Origin of the sequence: Caulobacter sp. 1776 (assembly GCF_040545685.1) — a bacterium.
Classification (GTDB): domain Bacteria; phylum Pseudomonadota; class Alphaproteobacteria; order Caulobacterales; family Caulobacteraceae; genus Caulobacter.
The window spans coordinates 249,247-267,547 of sequence record NZ_JBEPMI010000002.1; the positions used below are offsets into that span (position 1 = coordinate 249,247).

The 18,301-nt window shown below is 68.8% G+C and carries 10 protein-coding genes and 1 pseudogene; 6 read left to right on the forward strand and 5 right to left on the reverse strand.

Annotation, left to right across the window (positions count from 1 at the left end):
• The first annotated feature begins 29 nt into the window (after window positions 1–29).
• Window positions 30–2,348: a TonB-dependent receptor gene (locus ABIC66_RS06645; protein ID WP_354068762.1), complete on the forward strand. Its 2,319-nt coding sequence runs from the start codon at window positions 30–32 to the stop codon at window positions 2,346–2,348.
• A 267-nt stretch (window positions 2,349–2,615) separates the two neighbouring features.
• Here ABIC66_RS06645 and ABIC66_RS06655 read toward each other — a convergent pair whose 3' ends face one another.
• Together ABIC66_RS06655 and ABIC66_RS06660 are read right to left on the reverse strand one after the other, a co-directional pair.
• Window positions 2,616–3,713 carry a PepSY-associated TM helix domain-containing protein gene (locus ABIC66_RS06655; protein ID WP_354068763.1) on the reverse strand — a complete coding sequence of 366 codons (1,098 nt, stop codon included), beginning with the start codon at window positions 3,711–3,713 and terminating at the stop codon, window positions 2,616–2,618.
• Window positions 3,713–5,854, reverse strand: a complete 2,142-nt coding sequence (locus ABIC66_RS06660) for a TonB-dependent receptor (RefSeq protein ID WP_354068764.1) — start codon at window positions 5,852–5,854, stop codon at window positions 3,713–3,715. The genes ABIC66_RS06655 and ABIC66_RS06660 overlap by 1 nt, the downstream gene beginning before the upstream one ends.
• Before the next feature lie 368 nt (window positions 5,855–6,222).
• On the opposite strand from ABIC66_RS06660, the gene ABIC66_RS06665 reads away from it, so the two are divergent.
• Window positions 6,223–7,455 (forward strand): SGNH/GDSL hydrolase family protein, encoded by a 1,233-nt coding sequence (locus tag ABIC66_RS06665; protein WP_354068766.1) that lies wholly within the window; start codon window positions 6,223–6,225, stop codon window positions 7,453–7,455.
• 146 nt (window positions 7,456–7,601) lie between these two features.
• Complete coding sequence (locus tag ABIC66_RS06670) at window positions 7,602–8,489, forward strand: polysaccharide deacetylase family protein (protein WP_354069383.1); 888 nt, start codon at window positions 7,602–7,604, stop codon at window positions 8,487–8,489.
• A gap of 18 nt (window positions 8,490–8,507) precedes the next feature.
• Here ABIC66_RS06670 and ABIC66_RS24180 read toward each other — a convergent pair.
• Window positions 8,508–8,633: pseudogene (locus ABIC66_RS24180) on the reverse strand (hypothetical protein); the annotation flags it as partial.
• 69 nt (window positions 8,634–8,702) lie between these two features.
• On the opposite strand from ABIC66_RS24180, the gene ABIC66_RS06675 reads away from it, so the two are divergent.
• Together ABIC66_RS06675 and ABIC66_RS06680 are read left to right on the forward strand one after the other, a co-directional pair.
• Window positions 8,703–10,919, forward strand: a complete 2,217-nt coding sequence (locus ABIC66_RS06675; protein ID WP_354068768.1) for a S9 family peptidase — start codon at window positions 8,703–8,705, stop codon at window positions 10,917–10,919.
• 138 nt (window positions 10,920–11,057) lie between these two features.
• Window positions 11,058–11,267: a hypothetical protein gene (locus tag ABIC66_RS06680; protein WP_354068770.1), complete on the forward strand. Its 210-nt coding sequence runs from the start codon at window positions 11,058–11,060 to the stop codon at window positions 11,265–11,267.
• A 12-nt stretch (window positions 11,268–11,279) separates the two neighbouring features.
• Here ABIC66_RS06680 and ABIC66_RS06685 read toward each other — a convergent pair whose 3' ends face one another.
• Together ABIC66_RS06685 and ABIC66_RS06690 are read right to left on the reverse strand one after the other, a co-directional pair.
• Window positions 11,280–11,630 (reverse strand): EutQ-related cupin domain-containing protein, encoded by a 351-nt coding sequence (locus ABIC66_RS06685; RefSeq protein WP_354068772.1) that lies wholly within the window; start codon window positions 11,628–11,630, stop codon window positions 11,280–11,282.
• 118 nt (window positions 11,631–11,748) lie between these two features.
• Entirely contained in the window at window positions 11,749–17,124 is a 5,376-nt protein-coding gene (locus ABIC66_RS06690; protein WP_354068774.1) for a putative Ig domain-containing protein, read from the reverse strand.
• 280 nt (window positions 17,125–17,404) lie between these two features.
• On the opposite strand from ABIC66_RS06690, the gene ABIC66_RS06695 reads away from it, so the two are divergent.
• Entirely contained in the window at window positions 17,405–18,196 is a 792-nt protein-coding gene (locus ABIC66_RS06695) for a thioesterase family protein (RefSeq protein WP_354068776.1), read from the forward strand.
• The last annotated feature ends 105 nt before the right edge of the window (window positions 18,197–18,301 follow it).

Sequence of the window (18,301 nt, forward strand, 5' to 3'; positions counted from 1 at the left end):
CCCCGCGTCGGCATGGGGAATCAAGAAACATGAAGAACCATCTGATGCTGGGCGCCGCCGCGAGCGCGCTCTTGATCGTCGCCGCCGGCCAGGCGTTCGCCGCCGACGCCGCCGTGGCTCCCGCTCCGGCCGCCGCGCCCGCCGACTCCTCGGAAGTCGATGCGGTCGTCATCATCGGCCAGGGCCAGAGCCGCCAGGTCCAGACGGTGAAGGACGACGTCATCGGCCTGGAAGCCGCCGGGACCAGCGCCCTGAAGGCGATCGACAAGCTGCCGGGCGTCACCTTCCAGTCGGCCGACGCGTTCGGCGCCTACGAGTGGTCGACCCGCATCTCGATCCGCGGCTTCAACCAGAACCAGCTGGGCTTCACCCTGGACGGCGTGCCGCTGGGCGACATGAGCTACGGCAACCACAACGGCCTGCACATCAGCCGCGCCGTCGCCTCGGAAAACATCGGCCGCGTCGAGCTGGCCCAGGGCGCGGGCGCCCTCGGCACGGCCTCGACCTCGAACCTGGGCGGCACGCTGCAGTTCTTCTCGCGCGATCCGCAAGAGACCCTGGGCGGAGAGATCGACGTCACCGGCGGCTCGGACAACATGCACCGCGTGTTCGGCCGCTTCGAAACCGGCGCCATCGAGCAGCTGGGCGGCCTGCGCGGCTATATCTCTATCGCCGACCAGAAGGCCGAGAAGTGGAAGGGCGGCGGCGACCAGAAGCAGCGCCAGTACGACGCCAAGGTCGTGATGCCACTGGGCGAGCGTGGCGACCTGACGGGCTTCTACCACCGCTCGGAACGCCGCGAGCAGGACTATCAGGATCTCTCGTTCGAGATGATCAAGCGCCTGGGCCGCGACTGGGACAACACCCAGCCGAACTGGGGCCTGGCCGTGGCCGCCGCCCGCGCCTACCAGACCGGGACCGCCCTGCCCGCCCCGTTCGCCACGGTGGACGACGCCTACTACGCTGGCGCCGGCGTGCGTGACGACGACCTCTACGGCGCGGCGCTGAAACTGGACGTCACCGAGCATGTGACGTTCAACGCCACCGCCTACCAGCACAAGAACAAGGGCCAGGGCCTCTGGTACACGCCGTACCTGGCCAGCCCGGGCTTCGGGACGGCCGGCTCGACGGCCGCTCCGCTGTCGATCCGCACCACCGAATACGACATCGACCGCGGCGGCCTGATCGCCGACCTGGCCGTGGAGCTGGGCGCGCACCGCTTCAGCGGCGGCTTCTGGCACGAGCGCAACCACTTCAACCAGGCCCGCCGCTTCTACGCCGAGACCGCCGCGGCCCCGTCGCGCGACCCGCTGGACTTCCAGGACAACCCGTTCTTCACCCAGTGGCAGTACGCGTTCGAGACCAAGACCTGGACCGGCCACCTGGAAGACGAGTGGACGATCAGCGACGCCTTCAAGGTCAATTTCGGCTTCAAGGCCATCAAGGTCACCAACAGCGTCAAGACCGTGGTCGGCAACCCGCTGGCGGGCGAGATCGAGAGCAAGGACAACTTCCTGCCCCAGGTCGGCTTCGTCTGGAAGCTGAGCCCCGACCTCGAAGCTTTCGGCGGCTACACCGAGAACATGGGCGCCTTCGTCTCGGCCGGCACCGCCGGTCCGTTCGGCTCGCAGAGCCAGGCCGTCGTCGACTACGTCGCCAAGACGCTGAAGCCGGAAAGCTCCAAGACCTTCGAACTGGGCGCGCGCTATCGCAACGAGCGCTTCCAGGGCGTCGCCGCCGTCTATCACGTGGCCTTCGACAATCGCCTGCTGGCCGCCAACACGGCCGCCCCGATCCTGGGCCTGCCGGCCGTGCTGTCGAACGTCGGCTCGGTCGAGACCAAGGGCGTGGAACTGGCCGGCACGTATCGCCTGAACGACGCCTGGACCCTGTACGGCGCCTATACCTACAACGACTCCAAGTACGAGGACGACGTCGTCGACGGCACGGGCAAGGTCACGGTCCGCACCAAGGGCAAGACCGTCGTCAACACGCCCAAGAACATCTTCAAGGGCGAACTGGCCTACAACCAGAATGGCGAGCAGGCCGGCCTCTTCGGCAAGCTGGGCGTGGCCTATACCGACAAGCGCTACTACACCTACGAGAACGTCGGCGGTCAGGCCCCGTCCACCACGGTGGCCGACCTGACCCTGGGCTACCGCTTCAGCGACGAAGGTTGGGGCAAGGGCCTGGAGGTCCAGGCCAACATCACCAACCTGACCGACAAGGACTACATCTCGACCATCGGCTCGGGCGGCTTCGTCAACAGCGACCCGACCGGCACGGCCCAGACGGTGCTGACCGCGCCGCCGCGTCAGTTCTACATCTCGGTGAAGAAGACGTTCTAGGATCCCGTCAGGATCGACACGACGAGGGCCGGGAGGGCGATCTCCCGGCCTTTTTCGGTGGGCGCGGTGTCCGCAACGGGTGGAAGGCGGACATAGCGCCCCCTCCGTCACGTCGCCTATTGGCGCCGCGCCACCTCCCCCGTTTCACGGGTGAGGAGAAAGGCCGCTTCCTCCTCACCCGTGAAACGGGGGAGGTGGATCGCTGCGGATACGCAGCGAGACGGAGGGGGCGCTTCTGAACGCCCGCCACGGGTCGTAAGCCGACGTTCACCCGACCGAGGTCGCCGCCTCGGCTTTCGGCTTCCGCCGCTTCACCCCGGTCGGATTGCCCCAGAACGTCGCCACCGTCAGTGTGCCCAGCAGGGCCAGGGTCAGGCCCGACAGCGTCATCACCAGCCGATAGGCCAGGCCGCCGACCTTGGCCGCGTGCAGCGGATAGTCGGCGTTGGCGATGCGCGAGCCCAGCGGCAGGGCCAGGGCGTCGCGGCTGGCGACCAGCCTGCCGTCGGCCGGATCGAACCAGGCCATGCTGCGGCCGTTGGGCAACCACTCCCTCTGCTGGCGCAGGCGGATGGCGATCAGTCCGCCCTTCTTCTGCGGCAGGCCGATGGTCCGCACCTCGGCGCCGGGGAAACGCGCCTGGGCCGCGCCGATGATCTTTCCCCAGTCGAGCTCCTTGGTCAGCTTGCCGCCCTTGATCTTGGGCGCGACCGAGGCCTGCTCCATCACCGCCGGCGGCGAGAACGGCGCGCGCAGGGCCTGCGAGAACCATTTCAGGTTCATCGCCGCGCCGGTGGTCAGCGACAGGATCAGCAGCGGCGCGAGCAGCGCGCCCAGGTCTCGGTGATGGTGGACGATCGCCGCCCGCTTCATCATCCGGGGCCACGGTCGGATGTGGAACATCCGCCGGGTCGGCCACCAGAGGATCAGGCCGCTGATCACGAAGCCAAGGCCCGCAAGGCCCGCGATGCCACCGACGATCTCGCCCGTGTCGCCGTTGAACAGATGATGGTGCAGGTCGAACAGCCAGATCTCGGGCCGGGCCCAGTTCGAGGTCCAACTCTGGACGATGTTTCCGTCCTGGTCGGCATAGGCCGCGTGCTCGCCCTTGTAGGCCAGCTTGTTGAGGCCCAGCCGCGGGGTCGCCAGCACGATCGAACGCGGGCGATCCTCGGCGGCGAAGACCTTGGCCGCCATCGCCGCCAGGGTGGCCGTGTCCTGCCGCTGGGCGTCGGCGGCGTGGGGCATGGTGGCGCGCAGGAAGGCGTCCTCGTGCACCAGCAGCGCGCCGGTGAAGCCCAGGATCGCCAGCAGCAGCCCGATCAGGCCGCCCGTCCAGCGGTGCAGCAGGCGCAGGGTCTTCATCAGAAGCGGGTTTCCCAGCCCAGGGTCGCGGTGCGGCCGCGGCCGGCGTAGATCTTGTCCTTGGCCGGCAAGGTGGTGTCCGAATAGTAGGTCAGGAACGGCTTGTCGAAGAGGTTCTGCACGCCCAGCGACAAGGCCCCGACCGGCAGTTCGTAGCGCACGAAGGCGTCGACGACCGTGTAGCCTTCGAAGTCGTCCTTGACGAGCGCCCGCTGCATGTCGCGCGACAGATACGACTGCGCCTGCAGCCGCAGGGCCCACTTGCCGGCCTGGTAGTCGGCGGCCAGGTTCAGGCGGTCGGGCGAGATGTTGGCGCCGTCGAGCGCGGTGTCGACCTTGCCGTCCTTGTTGGTGTCGGTCTTGCCGCGCAGACGGGCGTAGCCGGCCGAGACGTCCAGGCCGGGGACCGGCGTGCGGGCCCTTACGTTGACCTCGAGACCTTCGATGGCGATCGGCTGGCGCTGGACGTCGAAGACGTTGCCGGCGTTCTTGACCAGCAGCTGGCCCAGCTTCGACGACGACCAGAAATAGGCGACGCTGGCGTCGATCGGCCCGCGCTTGTACTCCGCGCCGAGCTCACGGTTGTTGGAGACAATGGGCTCGACGGCCAGATAGGTGTCGACGTCCTTCCCCGGCTCGTTGATCGCGCGCAGGATGCGGCCGACGTCGGGCACGGTGTAGCCCTCGGCGTAGCTGCCGTAGACGCGCAGGCCCGGGGCCGGCTCGAACACAACGCCGCCATTGAGCAGGGTCGCCTTGAAGTCGGGATCGCCGCCGCCGACCTTGCGCGAACCGTAGAAGGCCAGGGTCTGGAAGTCGTCGACCTTCAGCTGGACGTTCTCGAAACGCACGCCGCCGGCCAGGCGCAGCTTGCCGTCGAACAGGGCGTAGTTGCCCTGCACGAACGGGGCGGCGCTCTGGAACTTGGTCGGCGGCACCCAGGCGCGGCCGGTGGCGGTCAGCACTTGCTCGGTGCGGTCGGTCAGGGCGTCGAGGCCGGCGGTGGCGGTCAGGCCCTCGATCCCCGGGACGGCGCGCTCGTAGCTGACCCGCGCGCCCAGCTTGCGCGAGCGGTTCGAGGACTGGTCGAACAGTGTGCCCACCGGCGCGATGCCGACGTCCTGGAAGGTAGCGTTGACGTCGCCGCCGAAGGTGTCGCGCGAGCGGTTGAAGAACAGCTGTGCGATCAGGTTGCCGCCCGCCAGGTCGCTGTCGGTCAGCGAGGCCGACACGGTCTCGACCCGCCCCGCCGCCGGCGTCCCCGGCTGGACGCCGCGATAGGCGGTGGTCGGCAGGCGGGTGGCGCGATTGCCGTCGGTCCGCGCCGCGGCCGCGCCGGTGACCGTCACGTAGTCGCCGTCGCCCTTCAGCTCGAAACGGTTGGCGACCACGTCCAGGCGGGTGTTCGGCGCGATCTGCCAGCCGAAGCGGCCGAAGATCGACAGGGTCTTGGAATCCTGGATATCGCCCTGGGTGTTGTCCATGCCGATGCGGCGGCCGTTGGCGTCGTAGAAGGCGCCGCGCGCGTCGTAGGCGACGCCGGCCGTGGCGTCGAACGCTCCGCCGCGCCAGCCGACCAGGCCGGCGACCTTGCCGCCGACCGCGTCGCCCAGCTTGTGGGCCAGGGTGCTCTGGACCAGGACCTTGCCCGAGACGCCGTCCGCCTTCGGCGGTCCGACCGTCACCTGGTTCACGACCCCGCCGGTGGCGCCGATGCCTTGCAAGGCGTTGGAGCCGTAGATCAGCTCGACGCGGTCGATGAAGAACGGGTCGATCGTGTAGCCATCGCGCGAACCGTCGCGGATCGGGGTCGACTGCGGGATGCCGTTGATCGCGTACAGCGGCGAGCGGCCGCGCAGGGTCTCCCCTGCTCCCGACAGCTTCTGGCGGGTCGGCGAGAACGACGGCGACAGGGTCGAGACCGCGTCGACGATCGAGCCGCTGACGGTTACCTGCTGGGTCAGGGCCTGGTTGTCGACCACGTCCACGGTCAGCGGCAGGGCGCTGGCCGGCAGGATGGTGCGGGCGGCGGTGACCACCACCTGGTCCACGTCGGTGTCGCGCGTCTGGGCTTGGGTCGCGCCGGCGCAAGCCAGGGCCAGCAGGGAAACGGCGGCGAAGCGGTGGGCGTGGAACGACATGGGCGCGGGATCCAGAAAACGAAGCCCGGCGCGTATAGCTGTAATTGCGAGTTATTAGCAATAACGAAGGGTCCCGTAAGGGTGACGCTTCGGCCGCCCCGTGCCTTAGGGACCCGGATTCCAAAAAGAAAAGCCCGGCCAAAGGACCGGGCTTGAAAGTTATTAGGGAGGAAACGCCCAGGAAGGGCAGAGGCGCTCGGCGCCTCACGGAACCCTGGTAGCGCTAACACGGGCCTGGATGCAAGCGATTCTTATCGACGTGACGCCCTGTCGCAGTCGATAGCCATCCAGCGCTTTACGGCGCGGCGAAGAGGTCATACCAATGTTACCGCTACCGTCAGCAAGGCGGAGTGGGGAGAAACGTCCACATGAAGATGTTCGCGCGGCCAGCGTTCGTCGCCGCCGGCCTGGCCCTCGCCCTGGCCCTGCCCGTCCATGCCGAGACCCCCAGGACACAGAGATGGGTCGGCAGCTGGGCCAGCGCCCAGATCGCGCCGGACGCCAAGAACAGCCTCGCGCCCGAGGACTATCCGAACGCCACCCTGCGCCAGGTGGTCCGCCTGTCCCTGGGCGGCGACACGATCCGCGTGCGGCTATCCAACGCCTTCGGGACCCAGCCCCTGACCATCAAGGCCGCGCGGGTGGCGGTGTCGGCGGCGCTGGACAGCGCCCGCATCGACCCGGCCACCGACCGTCCCCTCACCTTCTCGGGTCGCGGCCAGGTGACCATCCCGGCCGGCGCCGACTACTGGTCGGATCCGGTGAGCCTGAAGGTCGCGCCGCTGACCTCGCTGGCCGTCAGCCTGCACTACGCCGCCGCGCCGAACGTCCAGACCGGCCATCCCGGCTCGCGCGCCACCTCCTACGTCCTGGCCGGTGACCACACGGCCGACACCGACCTGCCCGGCGCCAAGACCGCCAACCAGTGGTTTCAGATTTCCAGCGTCGATGTCGTCTCGAACAAGGCGAGCGCGATCGTCGCGTTCGGCGACAGCATCACCGACGGCTACGGCGTCCAGCCCAACACCAACCTGCGCTGGACCGACGCCCTGATGACGCGGCTCAAGGGCAAGACCCTCGGCGTGCTGAACCTGGGCATTGGCGGCAACCGGGTGCTGCAGGACGGCCTGGGCCCCAACGCCCTGGCGCGCTTCGAACGGGACGTCCTCAGCCAGGCGGGCGTCACCCACGTGATCCTGCTGGAGGGCGTCAACGACCTCGGCGTCCTGACCCGCGAGGCGCCCGCGACACCCGAAGCCCACAAGGCGCTCGTCGAGCAGGTCATCGCCGCCTATCGCCAGATGACCACCCGCGCCCATGCCCGGGGGATCAAGGTGATCGGCGCGACCATCCTGCCCTATTCCGGCTCGGCCTATTACCATCCCGGCCCTGAGAGCGAGGCCGACCGCCAGGCGATCAACGCGTTTATCCGCGCGCCGGGCAGCTTCGACGGGGTGATCGACTGGGACCAGGCGCTGCGTGACCCGGCCCGGCCCGCCTACATCCTGCCGGCCTATGACAACGACGGCCTCCACCCCAACCTGGCCGGCTACAAGGCCATGGCGGGCGCGGTGCCGCTCAGCCTGTTCGAGGCCCATTAAGTCCGCCCTCCCCCGGTGAAGGCCGGGGCCCAGATCCATCCGGAGAGTCAGACGTGTTCGCGCCCAAGCCCTCAGCCAAGACCTCCAGCACTCTGGGTTCGATCTGGGCCCCGGCGTTCGCCGGAGAGATCGGGAAGTGGGTGGGCATGATTTGTGCGGCGGCCATCGCTTCGACGGCCCACGCCGCCGAAAAGCCCGTCATCGCCCTGACCTGGGACGACCTGCCCGCCCACAGCGCCCTGCCGCCGGGCGTGACGCGCGTCCAGGTGGCCGCCGACCTGCTGAAGGCGTTCGCCGACGCCAAGGCTCAGGGGTTTGGCTTCATCAACGGCGCGCTGACCGAGCGTGAACCGGATTCCGCGCCGGCGCTGAAGATGTGGCGCCAGGCCGGCCAGCCGCTGGGCAACCACACCTGGTCGCATCCGAACATCGCCAGCCTGACGCCCGAACAGTTCACGGCCGAGATCGCCCGCAACGAGCCGATGCTGAAGGACCTGATGGGGAAAAACGACTGGCGCTGGCTGCGCTACCCGTTCCTGTCGGAGGGCGACACACAAGAGAAGCGCCTGGCTGTCCGCGCCTGGCTGGCGGCCAACCACTACAAGATCGCCAGCGTCACCGTGAGCTTCGGCGACTACGCCTTCAACGAGCCCTACGCCCGCTGCGTGGCCAAGGGCGACCAGGCCGCCATCGCCGACTTGGAGACGCGCTTCCTTGACGGCGCGGCCGCCGTCGCCGATCGCTCGCGCGCCATGGCCAAGACCCTGTACGGCAAGGACATTCCCTACGTCCTGCTGATGCACGGCGGCGCGTTCGACGCCCGCATGGCCCCGCGCCTGCTGAAGCTCTATCAGGACAAGGGCTTCGGCTTCACGACCTTGGCCAAGGCCGAGCGCCATCCGTTCTACAGGACGGATGTCGATCCCAGCCGGCCGCCGGAGCCGACCACCTTGGAAGACGCGCTGAAGGCCAAGAATCTGCCGGTTCCGGCGTCCCCGGTGGACCTGGCGGCGCTGGAGGGGATGTGCCGGTAGCGCTTGACGCCCCCTCCGTCACGGCGCGTATTCGCGCCGCGCCACCTCCCCCGTTTCACGGGTGAGGAGGAAAAGCGCCCTATCCTCCCCCGCTTGCGGGGGAGGTGGATCGCTGCGGATACGCAGCGAGACGGAGGGGGCGTCCTCGCCGTTTCAGCGCTGAAACACATTCCCTGCTGACAACGGCCACGCTCCCGCATAGCGTCCCGCGCCATGATCAAGCCCTCGCTCACGGCGCTCGCGGCCGTCCTCGCCCTCTCCACGCCGGTTCTGGCGGAAAAACTCACCCCGGAGCGGGTCTTCGCCGATCCGGGCCTGTCGGGCCCGACCGCCAAGGGCGTGGCCCTGTCGCCGGACGGCAAGCGGGTGACCTATCTGAAGGGCAAGCCGGAAGCGGCCAACGTCCAGGATCTGTGGGCGGCCGACGTGAAGGGCGGCGAGCCCTATCGCCTGATCGACAGCGCCGCCCTGTCGTCGGGCGCCAAGGAGCTGTCCGAAGCCGAGAAGGCCCGCCGTGAACGGGCCCGTGTCTCGGCCCGCGGCATCGTCGAATACAGCTGGGACAAGCAAGGCCGCTTCATCCTCGTCCCACTGGACGGCGACCTCTATCTGGACAGCGTCGCCGACGGCAAGGTCACCCGCCTGACCGAGACCCCCGGCGACGAGGTCGACGCCAAGGTCTCGCCCAAGGGCGGCTATGTCAGCTACGTCCGCGACCAAAACCTCTACATCAAACCGGTCACCGGCGGCGCCGAGACGGCCCTGACCACCGACGGCAAGGGCGCCCTCTCGTTCGGCGTGGCCGAGTTCGTCGTCCAGGAAGAGCTGGATCGCTTCACCGGCTACTGGTGGAGCCCGGACGAGGCCCGCATCGTCTATACCCGCGTCGACGAGAGCACGGTCGACATCGTGCCGCGCGCCGACATCGGCCCGGGCGGCGCGACCGTCGTCAGCCAGCGCTATCCCCGCGCCGGTCGTCCGAACGCGGTGGTCGAGCTGTTCGTCCGCGACCTGGCCACCGGCAAGGTGATCCCGCTCGATCTCGGCGCGAACAAGGACATCTACCTGGCCCGCGTGGCGTGGTCGGCCGACGGCAAGACCATCTACGCCCAGCGCCTGTCGCGCGACCAGAAGACCCTGGACCTGCTGGCCTTCGACGCCGCCACCGGCGCGGCCAAGACCATCCTGACCGAGACCGACGCCCATTACATCGAGATCGGCGACGACTTCCAACCGCTGAAGGACGGCACGTTCCTGTGGTCGTCGGAGAAGGACGGCAACCGCCACCTTTATCGCCACGCCGCCGACGGCAAGCTGATCGCCCAGCTGACCAAGGGCGACTGGCCGGTGGCCGGGCTGGAGGGCGTCGACGAGGCCCGCAAGGTGGCGATCTTCGCCGCCTCGAAGGACACACCTCTGGAGCGCCGCATCTACGAGGTCTCGTATGCCAAGCCGGCTGAACCCAAGCCCCTGACCTCGGCCGGCGGCTGGTGGACGGCCAAGGTGGCCGAGACCGGCGGGGCCTTCGCCGCGACCTACGAGGATCCCAAGACCCCGCCGCAGACGGCCCTCTACGCGGCCGACGGCAAGCGCGTGCGCTGGATCGAGGAGAACAGACTGGCCGAGGGCCATCCCTACTGGCCCTATGCCTCGACCCTGCCGACGCCGGAATACGGGACGCTGAAAGCCTCGGATGGCGAGACCCTGTACTACGAGATCCTCAAACCGCAGGGCTTCGACGCCAGCAAGAAATACCCGGCCATCGTCGCGGTCTATGGCGGCCCGCACGCCCAGCAGGTCAAGAAGAGCTGGCAGAGCGTGTCCGAGCGCACCTATCTGGAAGCCGGCTACGTCCTGTTCCGCCTCGACAACCGCGGCAGCGGCAATCGTTCGGCCAAGTTCCAGCGCGCCCTAGACCGTCACCTGGGCACGGTCGAGGTCGAGGATCAGCTGCTGGGCGCCAAGTTCTTGACCGGCCTGCCCTATGTCGACGCCGACAAGCTGGGCGTGATGGGCTGGTCGTACGGTGGCTTCATGACCCTGATGCTCATGACGGCCGACAACACCCCGTTCAAGGCGGGCGCGGCCGGCGCCCCGCCGACCGAGTGGAGCCTGTACGACACGGCCTATACCGAGCGCTACATGGGCAAGCCGGACGAGAACAAGGCCGGCTACGCCTATTCGGATCTCAATACCCGGATCGGCAAATTGAAGCCCGACACCCTGCTGCTGCTGCACGGCATGGCCGACGACAACGTGATCTTCGAGAACAGCACCCGCCTGATGTCGGCCCTGCAGGCCAAGGCGATCCCGTTCGAGATGGCCCTCTACCCGGGCGAGCGTCACAGCGCGCCACGCAGCAAGACCAAGGGCCTGCATATCCTGAAAACTCACCTGGGCTTCTTCGGTCGCAAGCTGAAGGGCGAATAGGCTCGCGGCGTCCGTCCGCGCTCGTTCGGAACGCGGACGGACACCTGCGACATCTTGCGCGCCCGCCCGGCCTTATGTCGCAGAGCCGACGGCGCGCGCGGGGCCTATAGTCATGGCGCTGGTTCAGGAACAACCGCCATGACCAAGACCACCGAAGCCGCCGTCGAATGGCTGATCGAGACCGTCAAGGAGGCCCTCGAAGAGGGGCGCGCCACCGAGACCGAACTCGAGGAATGGCTGCTAGCCGCCATCCTGCTGGAAGAGATGGCGCTGGAAGAACAGCGCGACGAACAGGAAGCCCGCACCTTCGGCGCCTGGATCACCGCCGCCAGCGGAACGCTGCACTGATCTTCTGACGTGCTAAGCGTGCGCCGGCCGCCAATGCGGATAGGTCACATAGGCCGTCACCGCGCCCTCCGCGTGTGAGCGGATGGTCACCGCCTGACCCTTTGGCATGTAGACGATCTCGCCCGGGCCGGCCGTGACCGTCCCTGCATCGCTCGAAACCGTCAGCCGCCCTTCCAGAACAATCATGACATCGTCGACCGCTATCGTCTCGGCCAGGCTCTGATCGGGCCCATAGCGGCCATAGCCGATGGTGACGGGTCCGCCGTGCCGCTCGTCGACCAGGTTGCCGACGGCGATGTCGGCGTCCTGCCCTGGCGAACGCTCCAGCGTGGCGTCGGCGATCGCGAACTTCTGAACCTTCATGCTGCTGCTCCGTGCGAGGGGCCTCGACGGTAGAAACTCTCCAGACCGCCGAGAGAAGCATCGCGGCCGCGCACACCCATCGGGAGGCGGGTGGGGCGATCCTTCTCTCCACGACGGCCTAGAATCGCTTAGCCGCCCCCACGCGAGCCGTCGCCGACGAATGGGTCTTGGCCAACTCCGCGCCGAGATCCAGGTCGAGAGACCAGCCGTGCTCGAAGCCGAAGCCGCTGCCGACGCCCAGAGCCACGCGATCAGCGGCCCAGGCGTCGCCGACAAGCTGGTAGGACGCGCCGTCCAACCAATCGGCGTAGCGAATATGCTGGGGATCGACCGAGGCGAATTCGTGGGAGAACTCGACCCGCACCCGAGGCGTGACCCGCACCGCGCCGACCTCGCGGTCGAACTGGACACGGCCGCCGATCGCACCGACCAGCGAGTCCAGCCGACGCCTGTCGTAGGCCAGGGCGTAGACGTCCGAGCCGCGCTCGGCATAGGCGTCCAGCGAGGCGTTGAGCGCCTTTGCCCGCAGATACAGCGACCAGGTCGCATGACGCGCCGCGCCGTCATAGCCAGCCGTCAGCGAGCCGAACCGCAGGTTCGCGTCGCGTTGGCCGGTGACCAGCTCTCCGCTCACCGCGACCACGCGGCGCGTATCGAAGGCCAACTCGCCCACGCCCGCCACCACGTCGACGAAGACGCCCGAGGTGGGGTGAAGACTGGCGTAGGTCGCCGCCGTCCAGCCGTCGGCGTCGACGCGCCCCTTGCCGCCCGAGAGCTTCGTGACGTCCGAGGCATAGCCGCCGCCCAGGCCAAGGGTGAACGCGGGTGACAGACGGACGTCGGCTCCGCCGCTGATCCCCGAGGTCTGAACCGTCAGCTTGGCCAAACGGGTGTCGGCGTCGCGACGGCCGAGGGTGATCGCCCCGCCCGTCCACATCTCGACCTTGCCGATCGGACGCTGGCTGGGCCCCGCGATGGGTTTGGTGGCGGCGGTTCGAGCCTGTTCTTGGCAGTCGCGTTCCGCTTCCGGGGTGCGGGCGCGCAGGCGACAGTCGTCGGCCTGTCCCGTCCCCGACACTAGGTTCAGGCCGAAGCTGTCGCCCGACCGGCCGCCGTGTAGGCTTTCCAGACGGCGCCCGAAATTGTCGAGTTGGGCCCCGGCGAAGCGGCGGGCCGCCTCGGTCTGGGCGTCGCTGACCGCCCGCACCGTGGCGTCGGAGGTCGGATCCGAGCGCGCCTCGATTGTCAGGATCACGGTCAGCGGGTCCGACACGCCCGAGCTGTTGGTCAGCGTATAGGTGAAGGTGACGTCGCCGGTGAACGCACCCTTCGAGGTGAATTCCAGAGCATAGGTGTGGGCGGTCGCGGTCCCGCCCTCGATCAGGCGGGCCGTCCCGACCGAGGCGGCCGGAGTCGTGACCAGGGCGGCGGCCAGGAACGGGCCGTCGACGGCCGCTGCGGTCAGGTCGACCGTGACCTTGCGCCCGCCCATGGTCTTGACCTTCAGGATGGGCGCCGTTGGGATCGACTTGATCACCTGGATATTGACCGTGGCGGGCGCCGAGACGCCGCCGGGGCCAATGGCGACGAAGGTGAAGCTGTCGCGACCGACATAGCCCTTGTCGGCCGTGTAGACCGCGACGATCTCCGGCGTGGCCGGCGCCGCGGCGGGGGCGTCGACACGGAGGCGCGCGGCCGTCTGGCGCGTGGCCACGGCCGCGGCGCTGCGGACCAGGTCGACCTTCCCGTGCTGCGGGGGCGTCGCGATCTGGACGTCGGTGACGATGCCCTTGACCAGCGCGGCCAAGTTGAAGTTGACCTTGTCCACGACCACGGCGGCGTCGCCGGCGGCGCCCGTGCCGCCGCTCCCGCCCGCAGGTCCCGTGGTATCCAGGGTCGTGGTGGGGGGCGGCTCGGCCGTCGGCGGCGGGGGCGGCAGGATGTTCAACTTGACCGTGGCGACGCGCGATTGCCCCCAAGCTCCGCTTATCGCGAAGCCAAAGCCATCCGCGCCGATGTAACCGGAATTGGGCGTGTACTCGACGATCGGTCCAGCCTGGGAAAGCTTGCCGTTGGCGGGACCGGACCGCAGCTCCAGCGCATCGCCCGCGTTCAGGGTCGCCAGGGTGATCGTCGCGGCCGTGTTGTAGGCCACATTAACCGACTGATCGTCGACGACCACGGCCACGCCAACCACCAGGGTCAGAGTCTGCGTCGCGGACGCGCCATCGGCGTCCGACACATGCACGGTGACGCTATAAGAGCCGGCCATGGCCGGCGCGCCGGTGACCGCGCCCGTCGAGGCGTTCAGCGTCAGCCCCGACGGCAGGCCGGCGGCCGAGAAGCCGTACGGCGCCTTGCCGCCGCTCGCGCCGACGTTGCCGGCGTAGGTCTGGCCGACAACCGCCGGGCCAAGGCTCGCGGCGACCGTCAGTTGCACGGCGATCGCGCCGCTATAAGCCTGAGTGGCGGTGACGCCGTTGTTGTCCGTCGCGCTGATCGTGAAGGCATATGCCCCGGCCGTCGTCGGCGCGCCCGTGATCGCGCCCGTCGAGGCGTTCAGCGACAGGCCGGCCGGCAAGCCGCCCGCCGAGACCGCGAAGGTCACCGGCGCCACGCCGCCCGAGCTCGAGATCGTCTCGCCGTAGGCGGCGCCGAGCACCGGCGTCGGCAGGGTCGAGGTGGTGATCACCAAGGCCGCCGCGATCGCGCCGCTATAGGCGTGGGTGGCGGTCGCGCCGTTGTTGTCCGTCGCTTGGATCGTGAAGGTATAGGACCCCGCCGTCGTCGGCGTGCCCGTGATCGCGCCCGTCGAGGCGTTCAGCGACAGACCGGTCGGCAGAGCGCCGGCCGAAATCGCGAACGCCATGGGGGCCGCGCCGCCCGACGTCGCCACCGTTTGGCTGTAGATCTGGGTCAGCACCGGCGTCGGCAAGATCGAGGTCGTGATCGCCAAGGCCGCCGCGATCGCGCCGCTGTAGGCGCGGGTGGCGGTCGTGCCGTTGTTGTCCGTGGCCTGGATGGTGAAAGCATACGCTCCGGCCGCGGTCGGCGTGCCGGTGATCGCGCCGGTCGAGGCGTTCAGCGACAGACCGGTCGGCAAGCTGCCCGCCGAGATCGCGAACGTCACCGGGGCAGCGCCACCCGAGGTCGCCACCGTCTGGCTGTAGGCGTTGCTCAGGATCGGCGTCGGCAGGGTCGAGGTCGTGATCGACAGTCCCGCCGCGATCGTGCCGCCATAAGCCTGGGTGGCGGTGACACTGTTATTGTCGCTGGCCTGGACGGTGAAGCTGTAGGTTCCAGCCGTCGTCGGCGTACCGGTGATCGCGCCGGTCGAGGTGTTCAGCGACAGGCCGGTCGGCAAGCTTCCCGCCGAGATCGCGAAGGTCATCGGCGCCGCGCCGCCCGACGTCGAGATAGTCTGGCTGTAGGCGGCGCCCAGGATGGGCGTTGGCAGGGCCCCCGTGGTGATGGCGAGGCCGCTGGCGATCGTACCGCTGTAGGCCTGAGTCGCGATGACGCCGTTGTTGTCCGTGGCCTGGATGGTGAAAGCGTAGGGCCCAGCCACCGTCGGCGCGCCGCTGATCGCACCGGTCGAGGCGTCCAACGATAGACCACTCGGCAGGCTGCCGGACGAGACCGCGAAGATCACCGGCGCCGCACCGCCCGAGGTCGCCACCGTCTGACCGTAGGCGATACTTAGCACCGGCGTCGGCAGGGTCCCCGTGGTGATGGCGAAGCCGCTGGTGATCGAACCGCTATAGGCCTGGGTGGCGGTGACGCCGTTGTTGTCGGTGGCCTGGATCGTGAAGCTGTAAGCGCCCGCCGCCGCCGGCGTGCCGGTGATCGCGCCGGTCGAGGCGTTCAGCGCCAGGCCGGTCGGCAGACTGCCCGCCGAGACCGCGAAGGTCACCGGCGCCGCGCCGCCCGAGGTCGCCACCGTCTCGCCGTAAGCGATACTTAGCACCGGCGTCGGCAAGGTCGCCGTCGTAATGGCCAACGCCGCGGCGATCGCGCCGCTGTAGGCCTGGGTCGCGGTCGCGCCGTTGTTGTCCGTCGCCTGGACGGTGAAAGCATACGCTCCGGCCGCGGTCGGCGTGCCGGTGATCGCGCCGGTCGAGGCGTTCAGCGACAGACCGGTCGGCAAGCTGCCCGCCGAGATCGCGAACGCCATGGGGGCCGTGCCGCCCGACGTCGCCACCGTTTGGCTGTAGATCTGGGTCAGCACCGGCGTCGGCAGGGTCGAGGTGGTGATGGCCAAGGCCGCCGCGATCGCGCCGCTGTAGGCGCGGGTGGCGGTCGTGCTATTGTTGTCCGTCGCCTGGATGGTGAATGCATACGCCCCGGCCGCGGTCGGCGTGCCGGTGATCGCGCCGGTCGAGGCGTTCAGCGACAGACCGGTCGGCAGGCTGCCCGCCGAGATCGCGAACGTCACCGGCGCCGTACCGCCCGACGAAGACACCGTCTGGCTGTAGGCCTGGTTCAGCACCGGCGTCGTCAGGGTCGTTGGCGTGACAGCCAGCGCCGCCGCGATCGTGCCGCTATAGGCTCGCGTGTTGCTCTGGCTGCCGGAGTCGGTGGCGCGGATCGTGAAGCTGTAAGCGCCCGCCGCGGTCGGCGTTCCGCTGATGACCCCGGTCGAAGCGTTCAATGACAGGCCCGTGGGCAGCGAACCCGAACTAACGGCGAACGCATAGGGCGAGGCCCCGCCACTGCCGGAGATCGTCTGGCTGTAGGCGGCGTTGAGCACCGGGGTCGGCAGGCTGCTGGGGCTAACCACCACCGACGACGCCGCAGCCACCGTCATGGTGTATTGTGTATAGCCGGTGTTGCCGGCCGAATCCGCCGACTGGATCTGGAAGTCGAAGCTGCCCGCCGCGCTGGGCGTGCCGCTGATCGTGCCCGATGAGCTCAGGCTGAGGCCCGTCGGCAGAGCGCCCGTCACAACCGTGTAGGTGTAGGGCGACGAACCGCCCGAGGCGCTGATCGTGGCCGAATAGTATTGTCCGACCTGCGGCGTGGAGCCGCCCGAGCTGATCGCCCCGCCGCTCAACGCGCAGCTGTTGGCCGGCCCCGCGGTCATGTTGATCGACACCGACTGGTTGCTCTGGAAGTCGGCGAAATTGCTGTCGGCGCTGGTGACCCGCACGGCGACGTTATAGGTCCCGTTGGTGCTGACGCAGTTTACGCCCGTGACGAGCCCGGAACTGGACATGCTGAAGGCGGCCGGCAGCGCCCCGGACAGGATCTCGAACGTATAGGGCGAGGTCCGCCCGCTCGGCGCGAGCTGGAACGAATACTGCACGCCGCGCTGAGCTTGCGGCATGTTGATATCGAGCGAGATGCCGTTGACCGTCTTGGTCACCGCGAAGGCGGGGCCCGCGACCACGGTCGCGATGACCAGGACCAGCGCCGCGCAGGCGCGCGCCAGCCGTCGCCACGTCTTAGAGACGACGGCGAGACCGACATGGGAAGCGAGGGGCGGAACGGTCATGGATGGCCTGTTGTGCGCTTTGCGTGCGCGCAGACAGCGGCCTCAACCCTTAAGGCGAGAGTTACCAAAACCCCGTTCAGCGAGCGGCAAAAGGTCCCACCATAGGTGGTCCTCGAACTGGGGACTCCACTCGAAGCCGTTGCCGATCAGTCGGTTGGAGACGTTCGTCCTGGTCGCGACGGTGCGCGCGCATGATGTCGCAGCTAAGCTGTTAGACGCCTAGACCGTCGAAACGCACGACGGCTTGACTTCCGTAGCGAAAGAAAACGAACTTCGGCGCATGACCCGTTACACCGATTTGCTCGCCGCCATCGTCGCTACCGACACCGGTTTCTCGGCCGCCGTCACCGACGATTGGAAACAGGGCCGCACCACCTATGGCGGGCTCAGCGCCGCCCTGTGCGTCGAGGCGGCCCAGCGCGCCTTTCCGGACGCGCCGCCGCTGCGCTCGGCCCAATTCGCGTTCGTCGGTCCGGCGGCGGGCGAACTGTCGATCGGCGTGAGGGCGCTGCGCCAAGGCAAGTCGACCCTGTTCGCCGCCGTCGACCTGGTCGGCGAGCAAGGCGTGGCCACCCACGGGACCCTGACCTTCGGCGCGGCGCGCGAGTCGCATGTCCCCGCGCATGTCGACGTCCCCTGCCCCGCCGTCGCCCCGCCCGACCAGTGCGAGCCGTTTCACAAGGGCGACACCAGCCAAGCCCCCAGCTTCATCCGTCAGTTCGATTTCCGCGTCGCCGGCGGCGCCCGGCCAGGCTCGGGCGGACCACCGGAATATCTGCTGTGGATCCGCCACCGCGATCCGGCCGCCACGTCGCTGTCGGCCCTGATCGCCCTGGCCGACGCCCCGCCGCCGCCCGCCATGGCCCTGTTCACCCGCTTCGGACCGATCTCGACCATGACCTGGTCGCTGGACGTGGTCGGCCTTCCCGACGACAACGATGATGGCTGGCGCTTGCTGCGCAGTCGGGCCGAGACCATCGGCGACGGCTATTCGACCCAGGAGATGCACTTGTGGGACGCCCATGGCCGCCCGCTGATCCTGGCGCGCCAGAACGTGGCGATCTTCGTTTGACTCTTTTCTGATCCGCTCTCCCCGGCGAAAGCCGGGGCCCAAATGGAAGAGCGCTGAGGTAGGTTCCAGAGGCGCCGAGCTGGTCCAATCAGCCCAAGCGCCTGG

Bases quoted from the DNA above. Each gene is read 5' to 3' on its own strand.
- ABIC66_RS06695 (WP_354068776.1), top strand. From the start codon at position 17,405: ATGACCCGTTACACCGATTTGCTCGCCGCCATCGTCGCTACCGACACC.
- ABIC66_RS06660 (WP_354068764.1), bottom strand. From the start codon at position 5,854: ATGTCGTTCCACGCCCACCGCTTCGCCGCCGTTTCCCTGCTGGCCCTG.
- ABIC66_RS06665 (WP_354068766.1), top strand. From the start codon at position 6,223: ATGAAGATGTTCGCGCGGCCAGCGTTCGTCGCCGCCGGCCTGGCCCTC.
- ABIC66_RS06685 (WP_354068772.1), bottom strand. From the start codon at position 11,630: ATGAAGGTTCAGAAGTTCGCGATCGCCGACGCCACGCTGGAGCGTTCG.
- ABIC66_RS06690 (WP_354068774.1), bottom strand. From the start codon at position 17,124: ATGACCGTTCCGCCCCTCGCTTCCCATGTCGGTCTCGCCGTCGTCTCT.
- ABIC66_RS06645 (WP_354068762.1), top strand. From the start codon at position 30: ATGAAGAACCATCTGATGCTGGGCGCCGCCGCGAGCGCGCTCTTGATC.
- ABIC66_RS06655 (WP_354068763.1), bottom strand. From the start codon at position 3,713: ATGAAGACCCTGCGCCTGCTGCACCGCTGGACGGGCGGCCTGATCGGG.
- ABIC66_RS06680 (WP_354068770.1), top strand. From the start codon at position 11,058: ATGACCAAGACCACCGAAGCCGCCGTCGAATGGCTGATCGAGACCGTC.
- ABIC66_RS06675 (WP_354068768.1), top strand. From the start codon at position 8,703: ATGATCAAGCCCTCGCTCACGGCGCTCGCGGCCGTCCTCGCCCTCTCC.
- ABIC66_RS06670 (WP_354069383.1), top strand. From the start codon at position 7,602: ATGATTTGTGCGGCGGCCATCGCTTCGACGGCCCACGCCGCCGAAAAG.